The organism is Mesorhizobium sp. Primo-A (assembly GCF_003997175.1).
GTDB classification, from domain to species: domain Bacteria; phylum Pseudomonadota; class Alphaproteobacteria; order Rhizobiales; family Rhizobiaceae; genus Mesorhizobium; species Mesorhizobium ciceri.
This window is the reverse complement of sequence record NZ_RZTG01000030.1, coordinates 1-20,798: the sequence shown is the minus strand read 5'-3', so window position 1 is coordinate 20,798 and position 20,798 is coordinate 1. Positions and strand designations below refer to the sequence as shown.

General features: G+C 61.5%; 17 protein-coding genes. 14 read left to right on the top strand and 3 right to left on the bottom strand.

All coding sequences use genetic code 11. From position 1 onward, the window contains the following. The 13 genes from tssF to EOC83_RS31515 all read left to right on the top strand — a co-directional run. A partial coding sequence (tssF, locus tag EOC83_RS31575; RefSeq protein ID WP_127326028.1) for a type VI secretion system baseplate subunit TssF occupies positions 1-1,348 on the top strand: 1,348 nt, incomplete at its 5' end. Then, positions 1,312-2,379 (top strand): type VI secretion system baseplate subunit TssG, encoded by a 1,068-nt coding sequence (gene tssG, locus EOC83_RS31570; RefSeq protein WP_063170591.1) that lies wholly within the window; start codon positions 1,312-1,314, stop codon positions 2,377-2,379. The genes tssF and tssG, both read left to right, overlap by 37 nt. Beyond that, positions 2,376-3,848, top strand: a complete 1,473-nt coding sequence (gene tagH / locus EOC83_RS31565; RefSeq protein WP_063170592.1) for a type VI secretion system-associated FHA domain protein TagH — start codon at positions 2,376-2,378, stop codon at positions 3,846-3,848. The genes tssG and tagH (EOC83_RS31565) overlap by 4 nt, the downstream gene beginning before the upstream one ends. A gap of 3 nt (positions 3,849-3,851) precedes the next feature. After that, the gene (tssJ, locus tag EOC83_RS31560) at positions 3,852-4,304 is read left to right on the top strand and encodes a type VI secretion system lipoprotein TssJ (protein WP_024504481.1); all 453 of its coding nucleotides are present in this window, start codon (positions 3,852-3,854) and stop codon (positions 4,302-4,304) included. 40 nt (positions 4,305-4,344) lie between these two features. Further along, positions 4,345-5,679 carry a type VI secretion system baseplate subunit TssK gene (gene tssK / locus EOC83_RS31555; protein ID WP_063170593.1) on the top strand — a complete coding sequence of 445 codons (1,335 nt, stop codon included), beginning with the start codon at positions 4,345-4,347 and terminating at the stop codon, positions 5,677-5,679. 4 nt (positions 5,680-5,683) lie between these two features. Then, entirely contained in the window at positions 5,684-7,006 is a 1,323-nt protein-coding gene (icmH, locus tag EOC83_RS31550) for a type IVB secretion system protein IcmH/DotU (protein WP_063170594.1), read from the top strand. Between the two features lies 1 nt (position 7,007). Then, entirely contained in the window at positions 7,008-10,547 is a 3,540-nt protein-coding gene (gene tssM, locus EOC83_RS31545; protein WP_063170595.1) for a type VI secretion system membrane subunit TssM, read from the top strand. Beyond that, complete coding sequence (gene tagF, locus EOC83_RS31540) at positions 10,529-11,071, top strand: type VI secretion system-associated protein TagF (protein ID WP_024504484.1); 543 nt, start codon at positions 10,529-10,531, stop codon at positions 11,069-11,071. Before tssM ends, tagF begins: the two co-directional genes overlap by 19 nt. 3 nt (positions 11,072-11,074) lie before the next feature. After that, positions 11,075-12,136, top strand: coding sequence for a DUF2169 domain-containing protein (locus EOC83_RS31535; RefSeq protein ID WP_063170596.1), 1,062 nt, complete (start codon positions 11,075-11,077; stop codon positions 12,134-12,136). After that, positions 12,129-13,184: a beta-ketoacyl synthase N-terminal-like domain-containing protein gene (locus tag EOC83_RS31530; RefSeq protein ID WP_013525296.1), complete on the top strand. Its 1,056-nt coding sequence runs from the start codon at positions 12,129-12,131 to the stop codon at positions 13,182-13,184. The genes EOC83_RS31535 and EOC83_RS31530 overlap by 8 nt, the downstream gene beginning before the upstream one ends. Continuing rightward, complete coding sequence (locus tag EOC83_RS31525; RefSeq protein ID WP_082826755.1) at positions 13,184-13,945, top strand: PAAR-like domain-containing protein; 762 nt, start codon at positions 13,184-13,186, stop codon at positions 13,943-13,945. Before EOC83_RS31530 ends, EOC83_RS31525 begins: the two co-directional genes overlap by 1 nt. Positions 13,946-13,960: 15 nt before the next feature. Next, positions 13,961-14,530 carry an SMI1/KNR4 family protein gene (locus EOC83_RS31520; protein ID WP_013525294.1) on the top strand — a complete coding sequence of 190 codons (570 nt, stop codon included), beginning with the start codon at positions 13,961-13,963 and terminating at the stop codon, positions 14,528-14,530. Beyond that, positions 14,518-15,315: a hypothetical protein gene (locus EOC83_RS31515; protein WP_013525293.1), complete on the top strand. Its 798-nt coding sequence runs from the start codon at positions 14,518-14,520 to the stop codon at positions 15,313-15,315. Before EOC83_RS31520 ends, EOC83_RS31515 begins: the two co-directional genes overlap by 13 nt. A 45-nt stretch (positions 15,316-15,360) precedes the next feature. Here the strand turns inward: EOC83_RS31515 and EOC83_RS31510 are convergent, their stop codons facing one another. The 3 genes from EOC83_RS31510 to tssI are packed head-to-tail and all read right to left on the bottom strand — an operon-like array spanning position 15,361 to position 19,202. After that, positions 15,361-16,449 (bottom strand): hypothetical protein, encoded by a 1,089-nt coding sequence (locus tag EOC83_RS31510; protein ID WP_164752018.1) that lies wholly within the window; start codon positions 16,447-16,449, stop codon positions 15,361-15,363. Continuing rightward, positions 16,446-16,871: a DUF6484 domain-containing protein gene (locus EOC83_RS31505; protein WP_013525291.1), complete on the bottom strand. Its 426-nt coding sequence runs from the start codon at positions 16,869-16,871 to the stop codon at positions 16,446-16,448. The genes EOC83_RS31510 and EOC83_RS31505 overlap by 4 nt, the downstream gene beginning before the upstream one ends. A gap of 3 nt (positions 16,872-16,874) precedes the next feature. Beyond that, on the bottom strand, positions 16,875-19,202 hold the full coding sequence (gene tssI, locus EOC83_RS31500) for a type VI secretion system tip protein TssI/VgrG (RefSeq protein WP_013525290.1): 2,328 nt from the start codon (positions 19,200-19,202) through the stop codon (positions 16,875-16,877). A 365-nt stretch (positions 19,203-19,567) separates the two neighbouring features. Here tssI and tagH (EOC83_RS31495) point away from each other — a divergent pair, with 365 nt between their 5' ends. Beyond that, positions 19,568-20,608: a type VI secretion system-associated FHA domain protein TagH gene (tagH, locus tag EOC83_RS31495; RefSeq protein WP_063170597.1), complete on the top strand. Its 1,041-nt coding sequence runs from the start codon at positions 19,568-19,570 to the stop codon at positions 20,606-20,608. Positions 20,609-20,798: the final 190 nt, after the last annotated feature.

Sequence of the window (20,798 nt, the reverse complement as noted above, 5' to 3'; positions counted from 1 at the left end):
GGCCAGGACCGGAAAAGGCAAGCTCGACGAACTGGCTCTCGACCGGCTTGACCTCTATTTTGCCGGACGCACCAAGGCGCCGCTACTGTTCGATGCGATTTTCGGCGCCTGCGCGGCCACAGCAGCGCGACCGGAAGGCAAGACCAACCCGCTGTCGCCGTTGCCGGCACCCGAGATGATCGGCATCAGCGACGACGAAGCCTTGATGCCGCGCACCCGCCCGACATTCGAAGGATACCGGTTGCTGCGCGAATACTTCATGATGCCCGAGCGTTTTCACTATGCACGGGTTTTGGGATTGCAGCCTGTCGTGCGCCAATGCGCGGCCGGACTCGAGATCATTTTCCTGTTCAAACGCACGGTTCCCGAGCTGGCCGATCTGACGCCGGCGGACTTCGAACTTTTCGCGACACCGATCATCAATCTGTTCGAACGCGAGTGCAACGTCGTCGAAGTCGATGAACGCAAGACGCGCCAGGTGTTGCATGCGGACCGGACGCGGGCGCGTGACTTCGAAATCTACCGGGTCATCCGCGTCGAGGACGCCGACACGGAAGGCAACGACGCCGAAATCCCCGAGCTCTTCAGCCTGGGTCAGAACCGCGGTAGTGGTTGGGTCTATTCGACCGAAAGGCGCCCTCGCCGCGCGATGGAGGAGGAGCGCCGCGAAGGTCTGACGCGAACGTCCTATACCGGGGATGACGTTTTCCTGGCCGTGTCCCGGCCGCTCGTAAGGCCGGCGACCCGGCCGCTGAAGCGGCTCGACGTGATGGCGCTTTGCACCAATCGTGATCTGCCGATCCTCGATGACAATCCGACGTTGACGTTAGAGGCCGGCGACCCGGTCGAAACCGTGAGGCTTCTTGGCGCCTTGCGTGCGCCGCAGCCAGCTATTCCTGCGGCACTGCCTGCTGGGGCCGACGGGGAATCGCGGGCCGATGATCTCGCCTGGCGGCTGGTGGCGCAGCTCGCGCTCAACTTTCTCAGTCTTGCCAAAGAAGGCCGCGGCATCGATCCCCTGCATGCGCTACTCGACCTTTATGCCGATCGCGGCGATCCAAGCCTTGCCCGAAATGTGCATTCGATCGTGCGTATCGACTCGCAGCCGGTCATCGAACGTCTGCAAATCGATGGACCGATGTGCTTTGGACGCGGTACCGAAGTCACGTTGCATGTTGATCAATCGGTCCTGGCCGGCCAAAGTACCTTGCTGCTTTCGGCCTTGCTGGCGCGGTTGTTTGCTCGTCACGCCGGGATAAACGGCTTCGTGCGAACTCGCACGCGGCTGCTGCAGAAGCAGGAGGATGTGCCATGGCCGATGACGCCCGGCAATCGCTACCTGATCTAGACAAGCCCGGCCCGAACAGGGCCGAAGGTCTGTCCGAGACGTTCGACTTTTTCGAACTGCTGCGCCGCCTCGAACAACGGAACGGTCTGTTCGGCCATTCCGGCCGTCCCGACCGTGAGCCGGCACGGCTCGGCCAGCATGTGCGCCTCGCCTTTTCCGCACGGGACCTGGTTGTGTTCCGCGAAGCCCGCGATGCGGCACCGGCCCGGGTCACGGTGGCAAATTTTGGTCTGCTGGGACCCGAGGGTCCAATGCCGCTGCATCTGACGCGCTGGGTGCTCGACCGGCTCTCGCAACGCTGGTTCGCCGGCGCCGAGGCACAACTGACTAGCGACACGACGTTCGTCGACTTCGTCAACATTCTGCAGCACCGTATGATCGCCCTCTACTATCGGGCGTGGGCGGATGCGCACCCGGCCGTGCAGGCCGAACGCGCGGTCGGCGGGCGCGTTCGCGCCATGCTTGAAGCCATGGCCGGGATCGGACTTCCCGGCACGCAGGACCCCAATCTCGATACGGTGAAGCTTCGGCAGGCGGCTTCGCTGGCCAATCAGGTCGACGGCCCGGAACGGCTGACGCTGTTCCTGGCGGAAGCGTTCAAGGCGCCGGTACAGATCAAGGAGTTCATCTCCGCCTGGATAACAGTACCAACCGGTCTCCAGACCCGTCTTGCAAAGGCCTTTGCAGGGCTCGGCAAGGGCGCGACGATCGGCCCACGCGTTTTCAGCCGCCAAAGCAGGATCGAACTGCGTGTCGGCCCGCTGGGGTATGAGGAGTTCAAGGCGTTCCTGCCTGGCGGGGAGCGGCTCAAGCTGTTCAAGCAGGCCGTTCGCGACATGGTCGGGGAGTCGCTCGACGTCGATCTGCGCATCGTGCTTGCGCGTGAAGCCGTACCGCCGCCCCAAATCGGAGCGGTTCGGCTCGGGCAGACCGCCTGGCTTGCGCGACCCATCGAAAGGGGCGATGCTGACGACATGCGGCTGCGGACAATCGTCGGATGGCGGCCGGAAATGACGGGGGTCGCGGCATGAGCCTGCTGCTGACACTGGAGCAAGGGCCACGCACCCAGGCGGTGCGGCAGGCCCGGCTTGACGAGGGTGAGCTGGTGATCGGCCGCAGCGCGGACGCGGGTTGGCAGATCAACGATCCCGACATGTTCGTTTCAAGGGCACATTGCAAGATCTCTGGCGGGCGAGATGGATATTTCGTCACCGACACGTCGAGCAGCGGATTGTTCATAAACGACTCCGACAGCCCGCTCGGTGCCGGCAAGTCGACGCGCCTTCAAAGTGGCATGCGGCTGAGATTGGGCGACTACGTCGTCCATGTCGACCTGCAAACGCCAGCCACTCAAGCACCAGCGGCCGGCCAGCCGGTTTCGGAACGCGCGCCGCCAGCATCCCGGGCCCCGGTGAGCATCGGTCGCGATGACTTCTTTTCCGCCAAGGTCGAAGAAGAGCCGCGACGGCCACGTCCGGCCGATCTGCCGAACCCTTTCGAGCAGCCGGTTGCGGGTGCATTCGAACGTGCCAACTCCGACCAGCGCCACTCGGCCGCTTTCGATGACCCGTTCAGCCTCGATCCGGTTTCGACGCCGGTGTCGAAAAATCCCGCCCCTTATCGCGAACCGGGCGGCGCGGCGAGCCAAGCGGACCCGTTCAGCCTCGACGCGGTACCGTCCCCCGACCGCGCAGCCCAAGCCGCCCGTGACAAGCCGTCCGGAACCCATGATGACTTTCCTTTCGGACCAGCCGCCACGCTCAGTTCGGCGAACGGCGCCAGTTCGATCGAACAGCGCGAGCGCATCGCCCAGCGATCCCAATCAGCCAATCCCTGGGATTTGCCGGTGCAGCCCGCAGCTACCCCTGCTTCACCACGTGTGGGTGCTGCTCCCAAAGCCGCCCCGGCGCTGGCTGCGGCGCGGCCGGAGGAGATGGCGCTTCGCGCCGCATTCCTGCATGGCATGGGTGTCGAGGAAGCCGATTTCCCCGGACGCGACAGCATCGCGGAAATGGAGAAGTTCGGTCGCGAATACCGGATGATGATGGAAGGCCTGATGCAGCTTCTGCGCAAGCGGGCCGAGGAAAAGGGAAACGCGCGCGTCGCGCAGACCATGGTCGGGGCCTCCGAAGTCAATCCGCTCAAGTTCCTGCCGACCGTCGACGACGCCATCATAACGCTTATCGCTGAGCGCAGCCCAGGATTTCTCGGCGGTGAAGCGGCAATCACCGATGCGGTGCGCGATCTCGCGCAACATCACGTACGCGCCTGGCGAGGCATACAGACCGCCATGCGGCGGATGATCGACCGTTTTGACCCGGTAGTGATCGAGGATGAGCTGAAATCGAATTCCGCGATCGGAACCCTTCTCTCTGGGGGGCGGGGCGCCAAGCTGTGGGAACTTTACCAGAAGCGCCATCGTGAAATCGCCGAGAGTGCTGAAAAGAGCTTCCTTGGCGAAATCGGCGCTGATTTTCGAGATGCATATGAGGAGGAGTGAGAGATGATTGATCGACGTGAATTTGTTGTTGCCTTGGGCGCGACAGGGTTGCTTGCGGCTTGCCAGAGTGGTCCGCCGAAACCATCGGTGATCACCGTCAACGTAAACGGCGGTGCTGGCATGAACCCGGGACCAGGCGGCGGCGACCGGCCGGTAACGATCCTGGTGATGCGGCTGAAAAGCACCGGCAAATTCAATTCCGCCGACTATTTCGCGCTGCAGGGGGATGCCGGCACGGCGCTGGCGGGCGATCTCATCGGATCCGACCAGATTTCCGTCGGGCCGGGAAAATCCGCATCCAAAACCATCACGGTCGAGCCGGACGCGACGGCGCTGGGCTTTGTTGCTCTGATCCGCGAGCCCGGCGGCCGGAACTGGCGGACAACCAAGTCGGTGTCGTCGGGATCGAAATTCACGATCAACGTCACGCTTGGCAGCGGCGGCATTTCCGCCTAGCGGCAAAGGGCAAGGGGAGCTCGATACAGAGAGTAGCGGCATGAGCAATGCAAACAGGGTGCTATGGTCCGAAGGGCTTTTCCTGCGGACCCAGCATTTCCAGCAGCAGGATCGCTTTTTCGAGGCGACGGTGCGCGGCGCGTTGCAGGCCGGGCAATTGCATACGTTCGGTTTCCAACAGCTGACGCTGGACCAGGCGTTGCTGGAAGCCGGCCAGATCTCGATTCTGTCCGCGCGGGGCATCTTTCCGGATGGGACACCTTTTTCCATCCCGGACATGATGGACGCGCCGCGACCGCTGCCGGTCACCCCTGACACGGGCGCCGGACCGGTGCTGATCGCCTTGCCGCTGGAGCCTCCGGGCGGTGTCGGCTTCGATCCGGCACACGCTGCCGCCTTGGGTGCGCGATATCATGGGCGTATCGTTTCGGTGCGTGACGCCGTCCAGGGCGGTTCAGACCCTGAAGAAATCGAAATTGCCCGGCCGCAGGCGCTGCTGCTCGCACCCGGCAAGTCGGTCGGTGGCTACACGGCCTTGCCGATCGCCGACCTCAAGGGGATTCGAGCCGATGGCGGCGTCTCCCTGGACGAGACCTTCCTGCCACCGACCTTGGTTACGGGCGCCGTGGCCTGGTACCGGCAATTGCTGCTGGAAGTTGTCACCGGCCTCGACCAGATCGCCGAGGCGCATGGCAAGATGGTCATGGGCGGACCTGGGCGCAGCGTCGAAGATTTGCTGATGCTCAATCTCGCCAATGCGGCACGTCCGCGGCTGGCCCACATGCTGGCTCAGGATGTGTTCCATCCAGCCGAGCTTTACCTGGAACTTGCCGGCCTCGCCGGTTCGATGGCGACCTACGGATCGAGCGCGCGGCGGCTGGGCGAGTTGCCCGCCTACGATCACATGGCGCCTGGCCCTGCCTATTCGGCGCTGGCGGATGCGCTGCGCTCGCTCATCCTCAGCCTGCGTTACATCGAGCCCAAATCGCGTGCGCTGCCTGTCATGCGGCATTCGACCAATGTCTGGAAGATCCGTATCGACAATCCGAAGCTGCTGGTGGCCAGCCGGATCGTCATCCGGGTCGGTTCGGAGTTGTCGGAAGACGCGCTGCGCAAGATATTCGTCAATCAGGCAACCGTCGGCTCGGCCGACCAGTTCGAGGGCCTGTGGAAATCGCGTTTGCCCGGCATTCCGCTGAAACCGCTTCATTCCCAGCCGCGCGAGATTCCTTACGATGGCGATCGGTTATGTCTGGAACTGGACCAGAAAAGTGAGCACTGGGCGTCGCTGCTCGACGCTCCCGGCTTCGTCATCGGCGTTTCGGGCGTGTTGCCAAGCGAGCCGCAGGTGGACTGCTATTCGGTGAACAGGTGAGATCATGAGCCGCGATGATCCGTTCGGACTGTCGGAGGATCGCGAACGCACCCGCATTCGATTGACCGGCGCGCCGATGCCGCGGCCGATGGCGCCACCTTTGCCGAGCGCGTCGGTAAAGCGCTCCCGCACCCATCCGAACGCACTCGTCAACGCATTTGCGCCCTTGCTCGAATTCGCTCCCGAGCTTGAAAGTGCGCTGCCGCCGGACAATCCGGAAGCATTGCGTACCCGATTGCTCGAAGAACTGGTCCGGGCACGCGACACGGCTATGTCGGTCGGATCCTCAATGGAGCGCGCCGACCAGGCGGCCTGGGTGGTGGCGGCGTTGCTCGACGATCTGGCCCTGAACACGCCATGGGGCGGTGCCAGCGCCTGGCCGCGGCAGCCGCTTGTGGTCATGCTGCGCGGCGATGTCGATGCCGGCACGCAGTTCTTCACCCGTCTCGAAGAACTCGAGCGCCATCCCAACCGTGATCGCGAATTGCTGGAACTGCAGTATCAATGCATGGCGCTTGGCTTTCGTGGCAAATATCGCGTGTCGGCCCGATCCGGCGACCGCTCGCTCAATGCCGTTCGCGTGGCGGCGGCACGCTTCCTACGCGATGCCGACGCCGAAGGCGCGCCACTGTCGCCAAACTGGAAAGGCGTGATCGCATCTGACGAGCCGCAGCGCTTCATCGTTCCGATCTGGGTCATGGCGCTCGGTGCGGCGGTTGCAGCCATGACAATCCATGTCGGGCTCTCGATGGCACTGAGCAGCCAGGCGGTCGAGCTCTCCGCACTTGTTCGCGCACTGCCGCCGCCCGCGCGCGGCGACATCACCCGCACGTCGCCCAAGGTCGATGCCCCGCCGCCGGAGAAGGTGGATTTTGCGCTGTTGCCGGAATTTCAGGCCGGGGCGCCCGCCGACCTCAAATCCGCCCTCAGCGGCACCGAAAGCGTTTCGCTGGCCAAGCTGACGATCCAGGCCTCCAATCCCGAACTGTTCCAGTCGTCACGGCCACAACTGACCGAAGGCTTCGAGCCCCTGATCGGGTCGCTCGCCAAGGTGATCCTCGCCAACCAGGAGCTGATCGGAAACATCACCGTCGTCGGTCATACCGACAGCGTTCCCCTGCAAAAGACCAATCCGCTGTCGACCAACCAGCGACTGTCGGAGGCTCGCGCCCAGACGATTGCCGACATGCTGGTCCAGAACGGAGTGCCGCGGGATCGCGTCCATTCCGAGGGCCGCGCGGCCACCGATCCAGTCGCCACCGACAGCACGCGCGAGGGGCGGGCCTTGAACCGCCGCGTCGAGGTGCTTGTCGAAAAGAGGCTGTGAGATGTTCATCCTGCGCTTCCTTTGGGCTGTCCTGACATCACGCTGGCTATGGACGCTGATCGGCCTCACGCTGCTTTCCCTGGTCATCTGGGTGTTCGGTCCGATCGTCAGGGTCGGTCCCTATGAACCGTTCGCCTCTGATAACGTGCGCATCGTCATCATTGCGCTGCTGGTCATCTTCTGGCTGACCTGGCTGATCGTCGCCCAGCGCCGGGCGATCCGCGCCAACCGCATGTTCGTCGCCGAGATTGCCGCGCCGGTGGTGGAAAAGCCGCTCAGACCCGGCGAAGAGAATGTCGCGGCCGTCGGTGCCAAGTTCGCCGAGGTGATGGCCGAACTGAAGCGCCGCAAGCTGGGCGGACGAAAGTTTCTGCGCGAAATGCCATGGTATGTGATCGTCGGGCCGCCGGCCACCGGCAAGACCACGGCCTTGCGGCAGTCCGGGCTGAATTTTCCGATCGACCTCACCGACGACCTGCAGGGGGTCGGCGGCACGCGCAACTGCGACTGGTTCTTTTCCGAACATGCGGTTCTGATCGACACCGCCGGCCGTTATGTCCAGCAGGAGAGCCAGCCCGATGTGGACGCGGTTGAATGGCTGGGCTTCCTCGACCTGTTGAAAAAGCACCGCGGACGCCGCGCGCTGAATGGCGTAATCGTCGCGCTTTCGATCGACGTGCTTTGGGAGGGCGATGAAGCCATCAAGGCGCACGGCCGCAAGATCCGCCGCCGGTTGGCCGAACTCAACGACCGGCTCGAAATCCGCCTTCCGGTCTATCTGATGCTGACCAAGGCCGATCTGATCAAGGGTTTCGAGGCTTTCTTCGGCGGCTTGTCCACGGCTTCGCGCGAGCAGGTATGGGGGACCACCTTCGCGCTGGAAGCGCGTGTCGATGCCAAGACCATTGAACGGGAAATTTCCGCGCTGGCGACGGAACTTGAGCGGAGGCTGGTGCCGCGGCTGGAAGATGAGGACAAACTCGCCGCCCGTGCCGAGATTTTCCGCTTTCCCGCCCAACTGGCAAGCCTGTCCGAACCGATACAGGTGCTGGTCGAGGCAATGTTCGGCGAAAGCCGGTATGAAGAGGTCGCGTGGCTGCGCGGGCTCTATCTGACATCGGCGACGCAGGAAGGAGCGCCCATCGACCGGCTGACCGCGGCGCTGTCTTCGTCCTTCGGCCTGCCGCCGCGACGGGCGCTGCCCGCACCAAGGGTCGAAAAACGCAGCTTCTTCCTGAAGAACCTGCTGACCGAAGTCATCTTCAAGGAAGCGGGCCTCGGCACGTTCGATCCGCTGGCGCAACGGCGCCGCGCCTGGATCTGGCGGGGTGCGGCAGCCGCTTGCGCGGCGGCGGCATTGTTGGCCGGCGGGTTGTTCACCTGGTCCTATTTTGACAACCGCAACGCGATAACGGCCCAGGCAGGCCAGTTCGAAGCGCTGCAGACGCCGCTGACCTCCATCGCTGCAACGCCGGCATCGGTGGAGCAGCCCGCCATGGACGGCGCGCTCGGTGCGATGGACGCGGTCGCAACCGCCCGGACAGCACCGCCTGGCGCCGCCCAGGATCTACTGGGACCATCGGCCTCCGCGGAAATGGTGCGGGCGCAGACCGACACGTACGATCATGCCCTGCGCAATATTCTTGAGCCACGCATGATCGCCTTGCTCGAGGCGACGATGTGGCGGCAGATCCGCGACCCGGATTTCATGCTCGGAGCGCTGAAAACCTATCGCATGATGACGGGCCTGTCTCAGATGGATCCCGATTACGCCCAAGACTGGTGGGCGAACAGCTTGCCCGAATTCGCGGCCGCGGCACCATTTCCGACCGCCGATGCCGAAGAGCATCAGCTTGCCGCCATCCGCCGGATGACGGTCGACGAGAGCTATGTCGCGCCCGACCAGGCCCTGGTTGCCGAAGCGCTGAAAACGGTGTGTACCATTTCGTTGCCGGCGCGCGCCTACAAACAGTTGCTGGCCGATCCGGCAGTGGCCGGGCTCAAGGAGTGGATCCCGGCGAATTTCGCCGGCCCCAACGGCAGCAAGGTGTTCGCGCGGCGTTCCGCCAAGACGCTTCGCGTCGGCATTTCCGGAGCATTCACCTATGCCGGCTTTCACGACGTCATTCTCGATCGCATCGACGATGTCGCCGCACAGGCGGCGCTCGATCGTGCCGTTTTCGCTGGCGGCTGCTCAGAGAACTCCGAAACCTCGGTCTCGGCGCTGTCCGAGGATATTCTGAAGCTCTACTATGACGACTATATCGCGCAATGGGACAGCTTCCTGCGCGACATGAGGCTCGCGCCATTGACCGATCTCATCGTCGCCAGTGAGAACCTCAAGGATCTTTCGAGCGCCGATTCCGCGCTGAAGCGCCTGCTGACGGCAGTGGTGCAAGAGACGGAGCTCACCCGTTCGGATGACGCGCCCGCCGGAGATGACAAGGCGGCAGCCAAAGGCGGCTCGAAACTGCTCGGCAAACTGGGCAAGCTTGGCAAGATAGTGAAAACAGGGGCAAAACTGTTGCCACGGGCGGGTTCGGCCAGCGAGGTGGACCTGACCGGCAATCTTGTGGCCGAACATTTCAAACCACTCAAGAGCACCATTGCCGAGGTCGATGGCCAGCCGCCGGCACTGGATGCCGCGGTCGTCGCGCTGACCGCGCTATCCAACGTGCTGCAGACGGTCACCGCGAACCCCAATCCGCAGGATGCTATCAAGAAGCAGGGCGGCCTTGCCGAACTGACGGGAGCGGTCGCCCGGCAGGCACAGATCCTGCCCGACCCTATCAGCAGTTGGCTGGGCGGGATTGCCGGCGACACCAGCAATTTGACTCAGAAGGCGGTCACTTCGGAGCTCAACGCCATCTGGCGGGCCGATATCCTGCCTTTCTGCCAGGCGGCGCTGAACGACCGCTATCCGTTCAGCGCCGAGAGCGCGGTGGACGTGAACGTACGGGATTTCGCCCGCCTCTTTGGGCCGGCCGGGCTGATCGACGGTTTCATCAACGACCATCTGATCAACTATGTCGACATGACCAGCCAGCCATGGAAATGGCGCGCCGATTTCGGCCTTGACGGTTCGGCCTTGGCGGCGTTCGAGCAGGCCAGGCACATCCGCGACGATCTATTTGCGGGCGGCAGCGGACCCGTGATGAGCTTCACGCTTGAACCGAAGGACCTGTCTCCCAACGTCACGCGCGTCACGCTCAATCTCGATGGCCAGAGCCTCGTCTACTACAACAACGCAACGCGGCCGCAACCCATGACATGGCCCGGCAAGGACGGCACGGGCGTCATCTCGCTCGCCTTCCAGCCGATCGACGGATCGCCTGAAATAATGCTCAACGAAACCGGCAGCTGGGCGTGGCTGAGGATGCTCCGCAGTGGCCGCTTCGCCAGCACTTCGCTGACCGACGTCTACAGCCTGCGTCTGGGCACGAAAGGCATGTACGCCGATTTCGAGCTCAGGGCCGCCAGCGTCGAAAATCCGTACAACCTCGAAATGTTCAAGAAGTTCACATGTCCGCCGCAGATATGAATGTGCCCGGTTTTTACGGAAAAATGCCCGCCACCGGCGATTTCGTGACGAGGCGGCTGCCGGGCGACTTTGTGCGCGCTTGGGACCGCTGGCTGGCGCAGCATCTCGTCCCGCTGATGGGCTCGAAAGCCTGGGACGAACGAATCCCACTACGTTTCATCTCAGGGCCTGCGGCATTCGGAAACGCGGCGGGGGTAATCTTGCCCTCGGCCGACCGGGTTGGACGGCGCTTTCCTCTTAGCATCGTCGCGATGATGTCCTCTGCGGACGAGACGATGACGCGTAGGGCCGACTGGTTCCGCGACATGGAAGCGCTTTGTTTTGAAACCCAGGAGACCGGGCTGACGCCGGACGCGCTCGACCAGGCGCTGCTGGTTTTTCCCTTCCCTGATCGCGACGAACGCGGGGAAGCGATCGACGGCATGGTCGTGTGGACCGCAACCTCCGACCTTTACGACGTCGATCCGGAGGAACCCACCAAAATCCTCGAATCTCTCCTTGCCGTCAGTGGGGAGATCTGTTGACCGATGTGGAATCTCTGGAACGAGACGCCATTTGCGGCCCAGGAAGCTTGGACCCGCGACGAACACGGCCACGAATGGTGGCTGATCGCGATCAAAGCATCGTTCGAACTTGACCTCGACGGTAAGCAGCAGCTTCTGAAGGATCAGGTTCCTGTTAATATGGCCCCTATCCACAGCGCTGACGCCCTGGAATTACTTGATGACGACGATCTCGTCATTGAAAAGAAGCACACCGATGTCCTTGTAGAAGGCCACGTATATGCGCCTGATCAGCGACCGAATATCGAGTCGATGGCGCGTATCAAGATAGGCAACGTGTTGGACAAGAGCGTGCGTGCGATTGGCGACCGTATTTTTATGCCGGGGCCGGTACTGGTGCGTATGAGCCGACCCGAGCCTTTCATTCGGATTCCGATTTCTTGGCGGAGAACTTTTGGCGGCACGGACACTCAGGCCTCCACGCCCGATTGGGACCGACGAAACCCCGTAGGAACCGGCTTCGCCGTCGATGCACGACATTTGATCGGCAGGACCGGCCCCAACTTCGAGTATCCTGACGCACCCTATCGCGATCACCAAAGCGGCCGGCCAGCAGGTTTCGGTCCAGTGGCGCGGCACTGGATGCCGCGCGCCAAACATGCGGGCACCTATGGCGATGAATGGCAAAAGAGGCGTGATCCGCTGCTGCCCTTGGATTTCAGCCGAACATACTACCAGTGCGCGCCGGAAGATCAGCAAACCAGGACGCCACTTGTCGGCTATGAAACCGTGCGGCTGGGCAATTTCACTGGCGACGGGTTTTTCCAGTTCGTACTGCCTCGTATCGGCTTCGACATACATACGGAGTTCAACAACCGACCCTCCCGGCAGCATGAGGAGCCGACGATCCATACGCTACGGATCAAACCAGACAAGCGTCAGTTCTCCATTACATGGATGACCACGCTGTATGTTCCTTATGACGAGGAGCGGCTGAAGAGCACCACCATAAGCCTACGTCGTCAGACTGTTTCGGCGGCCGCCACGCGCATGGGTATCTGGACGGAGGAATTCGTCGATGGCTAGAGACGACGCCATCGTCATCGTCGGCATCGGCGCGCGAACGCCGTTGGGATTCGACGCTGCTTCCAGTGCGGCCGCGGTTCGCGCTGGCATTTCCGCAATCCAACAACATCCCACGATGGTCGACCGCTTCGGCGAGCAAATGAAGGTCACCCGCGACATGGGTATTGACCTTCATATGCGGGGTCCCGATCGCGCTGTCGCAATCGCTTTCGATCCGGCCGTGCAGGCATTGCGGCCGATGCTTGGCGCCCTCGGAAACGCACCGGTGTCGTTAATCGTGGCGACAGGCGAACCCAGGCCTGGCCAGGATGGCGAATTCGCAGTCCAAGTGCATGCTCAACTTCGCAGTGGTCTGTCACAATACGCCGTGTTCCAGGGCGGCGGATCCATTGCTGGAGGCCATGCCGGCGGTATGATCGCCATGCTGCAAGCGTCAAAAAGCCTGCGCGAGGGCAGCGTAACGTTCTGCCTGGCTGGCGGCGTCGATACCTATCTGCAGACCGAGACACTCGTGTGGTTGGACGAAAATGAACAACTGCATTCAGAGGGCAACATCTATGGGTTCTGCCCTGGAGAGGCGGCGGGATTTTGCCTGATGACAACTCTGCGAACCGCCCGGAAATATGCTATCCCGCCACGGCTCCAACTGATCGGCATCGAAGGCGCGCACGAGGAAAAACGCATCCGAACCGAGACCGTCGTTCTTGGCGAAGGACTTGGTGCTGCGTTCCGTAACTTGTTCGAAAAGGCCGTAACAGATCCAGTCGATCGGATAATCTGCGACATGAACGGCGAACGCTATCGAGCCAACGAGTACGGCTTCGCAACCATCCGCAATCCCGGTCGGTTCAGGGATGCGGCCGATTTCGAGACCCCTGCCGATTGCTGGGGCGATGTGGGTGCGGCGAGCGGACCTTTGTTTGTCAGCCTTGTGGCGGAAGCCGAAGCCCGCAATTATCAGACCGGACCCCTGTCCCTGATCTGGACCAGTTCCGAGAACGGCGTTCGCGCAGCCGCACTACTCGGCGGCAGGCGAAAGGCTGCCTGATGCCGACGCATATCACCGTCAATGGCCTCGGCTTAACCCACAAATCGTCCACCGGATTCTCCAAGGCGACAATCCCCGACGTTTGCAAGACTCCGAGCCCGGGCGGCCCCATTCCCTTGCCTTATCCCAACTTCGCAATGAGCAGCACATTGCAGAATGGCACGACAACCGTCTTCGCTAAGGGCGGCGCCATGATTGCTAACAAAGGCTCGCAATACGGGATGAGTACGGGTGACGAACCCGGAACGGTTGGCGGCGTCAAATCCAATACGTTCAAACAGGCAACAGATTGGATACTCTACTCGTTCGACGTCAAGATGGATGGCAAGAACGCCTGCCGCCACACCGACAAGAAATATCACAACAACAAAAATACGGTCGACCTGCAGGGGAATGCAAATCCAGCCCCGCTGCCTACGGTCGTTTTCGATTCGGCAACCTTTCCTAACAAGGTAGCCAACATGAGGAAGCGGATGCCCGCTTCCGGCAAGAAGAAGCTGACGCGCCAGACAAGCCGAAGCGCCATCCGCAAGAACCGGCGAGCCGCGCTCAAAGGCGAGAAAAAGGGCAAGAAAAAGACGTCGCTCGACGAGTTTCCCTTCGCCTCTTCGACCCAGGGTGGAAAACCTCCGGGTAAGCCGAAAGCCGCCGTCGCGGCGATTCCGGTGTCGGAGCAGAACGCCCAAGGCGGCAAACTTTCGTCGTTTTATCAGAACAACAATATTGGCAACGGCGATTCATATTGGGTGGAAGTCATCTAGAGTCAGGCTCCTGCAATGATCGAAGAACTGGACCGGATCGTTCAATTTCTGACGCGTCTCGGACGCGTAACGCCAACTCTGCTCCAGCCCGGGCTGTCCACCATGGACATCCGTGCCTGGGAGGCACGGTTGCCTTTCCCGCTTCCGTTGGAGTTGGAGCAACTATATCGCTGGCGCGACGGAACCAGGGTGAACGAAGGCGAGCAGTTGGACACCGTTTACTTTTTCCCCGGCTTCTACCTGCTGTCGCTCGAAGAAGCTGTCGAAATATTCATGGAACGAAGGGACGCACCGCAGTGGCGCAAAGGGTGGTTTCCGGTGTTTGCTGACGGAGGCGGGGATTTCTACCTCGCCTCATGCGGCCATGAGAAGAAGGAAACCGCAGAGATAATCGGCTTCATTCATGGGGAGCCCCAGCAGCCTGTGGAGTATGAGAGCCTTACGGCAATGATCAAAACGATTGACGCGTGTTACGCTGAAGGCGCTTTTTTTGTCGACGAAGACAACACTCTTGAAATCGATGACGAACTTCATCGCGACATCGCTCACAGGTTTAACCCGGAGATTCCCGAATGGCAAAACTAACGCAGCTTGAGGCGGCACAAAAGAAGGCTCTGGGTGGGGACATCGAAGAAGCGGAACAGGCGTTCGCCGACCTGGTGAAGAAGGGTACGGCCCGGGCCGCAGCGGCTCTCGCGGAGATCTCGGCGTACCGCGGTCAATGGCACGAAGTGCTCGGACATGTCGAGACGTCCGTCGCCGCACTAGACCAATTCGAGACGTTCGACGTCCAGATTGATCAGATCACGCTTTGCTCGCTAGCGGCACGCCAAACCGAAAGCTGGGATCGAGCCGCAAAGACAGCGGAGATCGGCCGCCGCAGTTTGGGAAAGAAGGGCGATCCCGATCTTCTGAAGATACTCGCAAGGCTGGCTGCGTTCGCCGCATCACACGGTTCGGAGGATTTTCGCTTACCGCAGGGTGTGCAGCTTGGTGGCGCAGTTCGCTTTGCTGAGGCGGTGGCGAAGGTTGAAGGCAGCAAGAAAAAGTTTTCGGATCCGCAGACACGGGCCGATCATATGATCGGACTGGCGCGTGTCTATGAGTATCATGAGGGTGCGGTGCAGATGTTTGAAAAAGACAACACCCTGCCCGGTATTTTCGACAACGTGGTGTTCCTCGCCGCCGCGCTGGCCAAAGCCGGGCGCTCAGACGATGCATGGGCGGTCATAAGGGGCGGAATCAGCGATTGGTGGCCGGTGGAGGAAACCCAGATTGCGCCGGTTGTGCTTCTAACAGACGCGTCATTGGCACCGATCATGACCGCGGTGCGCTGCGCCGAAATTCTCGATACCCCACGGGGATCCTGATCGATCGGCTCGTGGCTCGAGTCGCGGTCTCGGCGCGTTTCTTGATTATTTTTGGAGCACACTGTTGCTCCACATCCTAACGTTCTCTGCCACAGGCACCTTCATCGCAAAATCGCCGAAGTGATCCTCAAAGTCAGGCCCAAGCGTGGTCGGATCGAGCGTAAACAACCCGTCGATGCCGCGTGCTTCCGGGAAGGTCTCGAGCAGCGCGCCGCCAGCGGCCGCAGCGAGCGCTGGAATGCGCATCTGCTGCACCAGCCAAGGCAGGATCGAACGATCGCCCAGCATGCCGGCGCCACGCACGGCTAGCGACGCCGTGTCGGGCGACTTGAGCAAGCCACCCATGAAGGCGCGGACGTCGTCCTGTGGCCCTGCCTTGATCAAGGCTCGCAAAGCCGTCGGTGCATTTGGCCCATTGGTGGCCGCAACCTTTCGCAACTCCGCCCTCGCCAAATCCCCGCGGTCAAGTTCGTTCAGTGTCCAGGCTGCCCATAGCCGCACGCTTCCGTCGTCGGCATCTAGCGCGCCAGCAACTTCGTGCACCAGATCGAGGCGTTGCAGTACCCCCGCCAAATGCAGGCTGTTTGCCCGCACGCGGACGTCAGGATCGCGCATCAGATTCGTCAACAGAGCTTTTGGGTCGACCCCATGTTCGCGGCAGGCCGCGACAGCGAGATAGCGTAGGAACGCGTCTTGCGCGCTGATCCAACGCCGTACCAAGGGACTAATCGTTTCGGCCTTATGCCATGCCAGTGCTCCGACCAGGCCCCGCGCATCGTCATCCGAAGCACGGCCAAGTTCAACGGCTTGTCGGATCTTGTTATCGCTACCCTGCTCAATTGCCAACCATGTGAAAAGGAACAACTCCCCCTTTTCGGGGAAGTCCTCATAGGCAGCCTCGATGAACGGCCATGCGGCTACCCCGGCAATACGCAAGCCGTCAAGGTTTGCCTCAAGCCGCCTGCCGACGCCGTCGACCACGTTTCCCTCAGGTGGGTCCTCGGCGGCCAACGTGTCGCGCTGCGCCCACAAGAAAGCCGCCAGCTCGGCGTGCTGACGCACAATGTCCTTGACGATGCGATGTTCAACGGTACCGTCCGATTGTTGGCCGTAGCTCCCCGCGACCATCATCAATTTAAGTCGATCGAACCGCCGCGAATACGGTTGGCGGCACTGGCGTGGCTGGTAACGAAAGTACCTCTGATGGTGATGCGACCGTCTTTCTCCATCAGGATCGTTGCCTTGCCGCAGCGTAATTCGATCCGTTCTTCGGCGTGAATCCGCACGCGGTCTCCATCGCGAATAACTGCAGGTGCCGCATGCTTGCGCACCAGTTCCACGATGCGCCCGACGATGAGCGGCCGCCGCGCATCTCCGTCCTCGAACAACAAGGCGATCTCCTGGCCGATCATATCGGATGACAGTTCGGCAAGGCTGCGCGCCGCTAGTGCGGTTTCTTTCGAATTGCCCGGAAATACTACCAGAGGACCGTCTTCGCCGAAACCGAGAAACTGGCCAATTACGACGCCATCGACGCGATCACGAACCTTTTCCATGCTCTAGTTCTCCCCTATTTTCGAACCCTTCATCGTGATGTCGCTAGAAGCCTTGATGCTGATCTTTCCTGACCCTTTGACCGAAATGTCCTTGCCCTCGATCGCGATCGTGCCGTCTTTCTTCATCATGATCTTGGCCGAGCCGGTTGTGATGAGAATTTCGTCACCGGCGTCGATGACCAGCTTCTTGCCGATTTTGATCGTGCCATTGCCGGTGACAGAAATGGCACTGTCTTTGCCGACCGAGAGGGAATGCGCGCCGGCCACCGATGTCGAATCGTCCTTGCCTACCGAAGCGGTGCGTCCTCCGCCGACCGTCGAACCTTGATCCTTCGCGATGCTCTCGGTGTGGCCGCCGCCTATGGACACGCTCTGATCGGAAGCAATCGTCCAGCTGTCGCTCGCACCTATGCTGTGGTCCTGCGCTGCCCCAACCGTCACGGACCGTGTCGCGCCGATCGTGTTGGTCTGCGGCCCGCCGACGCTTCTGGTCTCCGATGCTCCGACCGTATCGACACGCGCAGCGCCAACGCTCACCGTCTGCACAATCCCCACCGTCTGCGTGTGATTGGCGTCGATGTTCTCCGTCGAGTTCGACACGACATGGATGGTCTCGTTGGCCATGACCGTCAGCGAGCGGTTGGCGCCCACTGTCTCGGTGTCGTTCGAGCCGATGTTGGTGGTCTGGTCGACGCCGATCTTGACCGTCTTGTTGTTACCGACGTCCTCATCGAGGTTGTGGCCGACGGAATGCTTGGCGTCGTGGTCGATGCGGTCGGACTGGTCGTGCTGCACCAGCTTGGTGCGGTCGTGCTTGACCAGAAGGATGTGGTCCTTCTGCGCCTGGAAATTGACCAGTTCGGAGCCGGCCTTGTCCTCGAACATCAGCTCGTTGTAGCCGCCACCGCCTTTGGAGGAGTCGGACTTCCAGCCCGATTGCGTGGCGCTGCCCGGCAGCCCGTAGGGCGGCATCTGGGAGGCGTTGTAGACCCTGCCGGTAATGATCGGCAGGTCCGGGTCGCCTTCGATGAAGTCGACGATCACCTCCTGGCCGATGCGCGGGATCTGGATGAAGCCCCAGCCGCTGCCGGCCCAGGTCTGCGACACCCGCACGAAACAGGAGCTGTTCTGGTCCTTCTTGCCCAGACGGTCCCAATGGAACTGCACCTTCACCCGCGCATATTTGTCGGTGAATATTTCTTCGCCAGACGGGCCGACCACCGTCGCCGTCTGGGGGCCGCGCATGATCGGCCGTGGCGTGATCCGCGGCGGACGATAGGGCAAGGCTGTCGGCGCCAGGCCGAGGATCACCTTGAAATTCTCGCTGTTGACGTCAGCATGGGCTCTGTAGCCTGGATCAAACAGTCTGTATTCGGCGCTGACCACCAGATACTCCTGATTCTGGTCCTCGCGCGGAAAGCTATCCAGCTTGAACGTGCAGCCCGAATAGAGGCCGCGCACGGTGCCGACGGCGGCGATGCGCTGGTGGACGGCCTGGATTTCCTCACGCCGGATCGCGGCCAGGCTGTCTCCCCGGCCCGTTTCGAGATGCGCGCCGGGCTGGCGGTAGTTCTCGCCCGCTGCCTCCTTGTGGCTGAACGGCTGGGCCGACTTGGCCATGAGATCGGCGCCCGGCTTCGTGAAATCATAGTCAGTGTGGGCATAGGCGCCTGGGCGCACCGAACTGCCCGGTATCCATTCAGTGATGTATTCGACATCGCGCCGCGAACCCTGACCTTCAAAGTTATAGAGCACTTTCTCGTAGCCCGGCGCAGGCTTCAGCTTGCTCATCGCATCGGCCAGGACAAGCGTGTGCTTGCCGTCATCATGCTCGAAGAAATACAGGATGCCTTCATGCTCCAGCAGCCGCTGCACGAAATCCAGATCGGGTTCGTCGTACTGCACGCAATATTCGCGCGGGGGATAGGACCCTTGCAGGCGCAGATCGAATTCCGCGATACCGTATTTCTTGAAGATGTCCTTGACGATGTCGAGGACGCTCTTGTTCTGGAAAATACGGCAATCGGTGGTGTTGCCGAGAAACCAGAGCCACGGCCTGATGACCGCCTCATAGTAGGCCAGCCGATCTTCCAGCCGGGTGAGCCGGAACTCGGAGACGATGCCGCTGAACCAGCGTTTCGGATCAGATTCAGCTTCGATCGAGAGCGGCCCGCCCAGCATCTTCAACGGATCGATATCGGAGTCGGTGCTCACGAATCCGACCGTATAGGCAAAACAACGGCTGATCTCATCGCGTCCGACAAGATGCGTGAAGGTCAACAGCTCGGAGCCAACCGGTGTCCGGACAACGGTGGCACGTTCATTGGGCATGGGTCGAGCCCCCTCCTGGACGCGGCCGCCAATGTGATGGATTTGAAGTTCCCGCTATATTAACAGCATTCCGTTCAGGAACTTCTTAAATCCGCCACGCCAGGCCATGTTGAGCCTACCACATGTTTTCCTGCTGGCCAAAGAGGACATGGGGCGACAGAAACCTAAACCGTGTCGCGGTTGGTCGGATTCACGCGCTGCACCTTCAGGTCTTGTTTCATGCAATGTCGTTTTCTCAAACGGAGGGCACTTTTGGGCGACATGCATTAACCAGCCGGTTCATCGGCTTGAAACGCTTCTGTCCTGTTTTACCCGCAAGCTGCTAGAATGGCGGAGTACCGATCAACGATCGACGGCGATCTCGGATGCACATCAGTCTGGAAATCAACAATGTCGACGCCTTGCCCGCTGGTACCTCGACCTGCTACGCGGCGCGTGATCGCGGCTTCGACATCGGACGCGATGCTTGCGACTGGACCTTGCCGGATCCCGACAAGTTCATCTCGGGCCGCCACTGCGAGGTTCGCTACGAGGCGGGCGCGTTCTGGCTGCACGACATCTCGCGCAATGGGACTTTCATCAACGGATCGAGCCAGCGCATGACCGGGCCACACCGGCTTGGCCATGGCGACCGGATACTGATCGGCCGTTATGTCATCTTGGTATCGATCGACGAAGAGCGCGCCACGGCGGGCTACCGCAGCTACAAATCCGAGCAGCGAGACATGCCGCCCGCGACAGGCCGACCGCTGGAATTCAAAGATGCACCTTTCTTCGATCCCGCGCAGCAACGGCCCGGGCAGCGCATTCCGCCGCACTCCCCACCCCTGCCTTCGACCAGAGACGAGGTCTTGCGGGAGATCGCGATCGGAGCCGGCATTTCGCCGGAATTGCTTCAATTACGCGACCCGCATGAAGTTGCCGCCGAAATCGGCGCGGTCCTGCGGGTGGTGGTCGAGGAACTGACGTTGCTGCTGAAAGCACGTGCGGCCGCGAAAATGCTGGCCAAGAGCACACAACGAACGATGATCAGCGCCGCCGACAACAATCCGCTGAAGTTCGTTCCAGGAACCGACGACATCCTCGAAATCATGTTCGCCCGTCGCAGGGCCGGCTATCTTGATGCCAGGCGCAGTATCGAGGACGCATTCCGCGATCTGAAGACGCACGAATTCGCCACCTATGCCGCCATGCAAGCTGCGCTCTCCCGACTGCTTGACGACCTGTCGCCCGAGGCGATCGGCAGGAAACTCCCGCCTACGTCGTTCACATCGAAGAAGGGGCAGGCCTGGGACGCCTATGTCGCGACATGGCGGACCATGGAGGAGGCACATGAAAACGGCATGCTGGACATCTACCTGGCGTATTTCAGCGAGGCCTACGCCAAAGCCGACAAGCAAAAATAGGCGATCCAGGAAACGCCTGGCAGGCCAGTCAGAAAAGTCCTCCGACGCCCGGCATCCGGTTCCAATAAACAATTTCTGAGATTACAATCGCGTACGACAGTTCGCCAAGCGGGTAAGACTCATTGACCTGGGGGTCTGCGGCAATGTCATGCTACGGCGGGACAGGATTTTCTGGCCAATCCTTCTGCGG

Coding starts and splice junctions, on each gene's coding strand:
- tssG (WP_063170591.1), top strand. CDS start 1,312: ATGGCCGATGACGCCCGGCAATCGCTACCTGATCTAGACAAGCCCGGC.
- tagH (WP_063170592.1), top strand. CDS start 2,376: ATGAGCCTGCTGCTGACACTGGAGCAAGGGCCACGCACCCAGGCGGTG.
- tssJ (WP_024504481.1), top strand. CDS start 3,852: ATGATTGATCGACGTGAATTTGTTGTTGCCTTGGGCGCGACAGGGTTG.
- tssK (WP_063170593.1), top strand. CDS start 4,345: ATGAGCAATGCAAACAGGGTGCTATGGTCCGAAGGGCTTTTCCTGCGG.
- icmH (WP_063170594.1), top strand. CDS start 5,684: ATGAGCCGCGATGATCCGTTCGGACTGTCGGAGGATCGCGAACGCACC.
- tssM (WP_063170595.1), top strand. CDS start 7,008: ATGTTCATCCTGCGCTTCCTTTGGGCTGTCCTGACATCACGCTGGCTA.
- tagF (WP_024504484.1), top strand. CDS start 10,529: ATGTCCGCCGCAGATATGAATGTGCCCGGTTTTTACGGAAAAATGCCC.
- EOC83_RS31535 (WP_063170596.1), top strand. CDS start 11,075: ATGTGGAATCTCTGGAACGAGACGCCATTTGCGGCCCAGGAAGCTTGG.
- EOC83_RS31530 (WP_013525296.1), top strand. CDS start 12,129: ATGGCTAGAGACGACGCCATCGTCATCGTCGGCATCGGCGCGCGAACG.
- EOC83_RS31525 (WP_082826755.1), top strand. CDS start 13,184: ATGCCGACGCATATCACCGTCAATGGCCTCGGCTTAACCCACAAATCG.
- EOC83_RS31520 (WP_013525294.1), top strand. CDS start 13,961: ATGATCGAAGAACTGGACCGGATCGTTCAATTTCTGACGCGTCTCGGA.
- EOC83_RS31515 (WP_013525293.1), top strand. CDS start 14,518: ATGGCAAAACTAACGCAGCTTGAGGCGGCACAAAAGAAGGCTCTGGGT.
- EOC83_RS31505 (WP_013525291.1), bottom strand. CDS start 16,871: ATGGAAAAGGTTCGTGATCGCGTCGATGGCGTCGTAATTGGCCAGTTT.
- tssI (WP_013525290.1), bottom strand. CDS start 19,202: ATGCCCAATGAACGTGCCACCGTTGTCCGGACACCGGTTGGCTCCGAG.
- tagH (WP_063170597.1), top strand. CDS start 19,568: ATGCACATCAGTCTGGAAATCAACAATGTCGACGCCTTGCCCGCTGGT.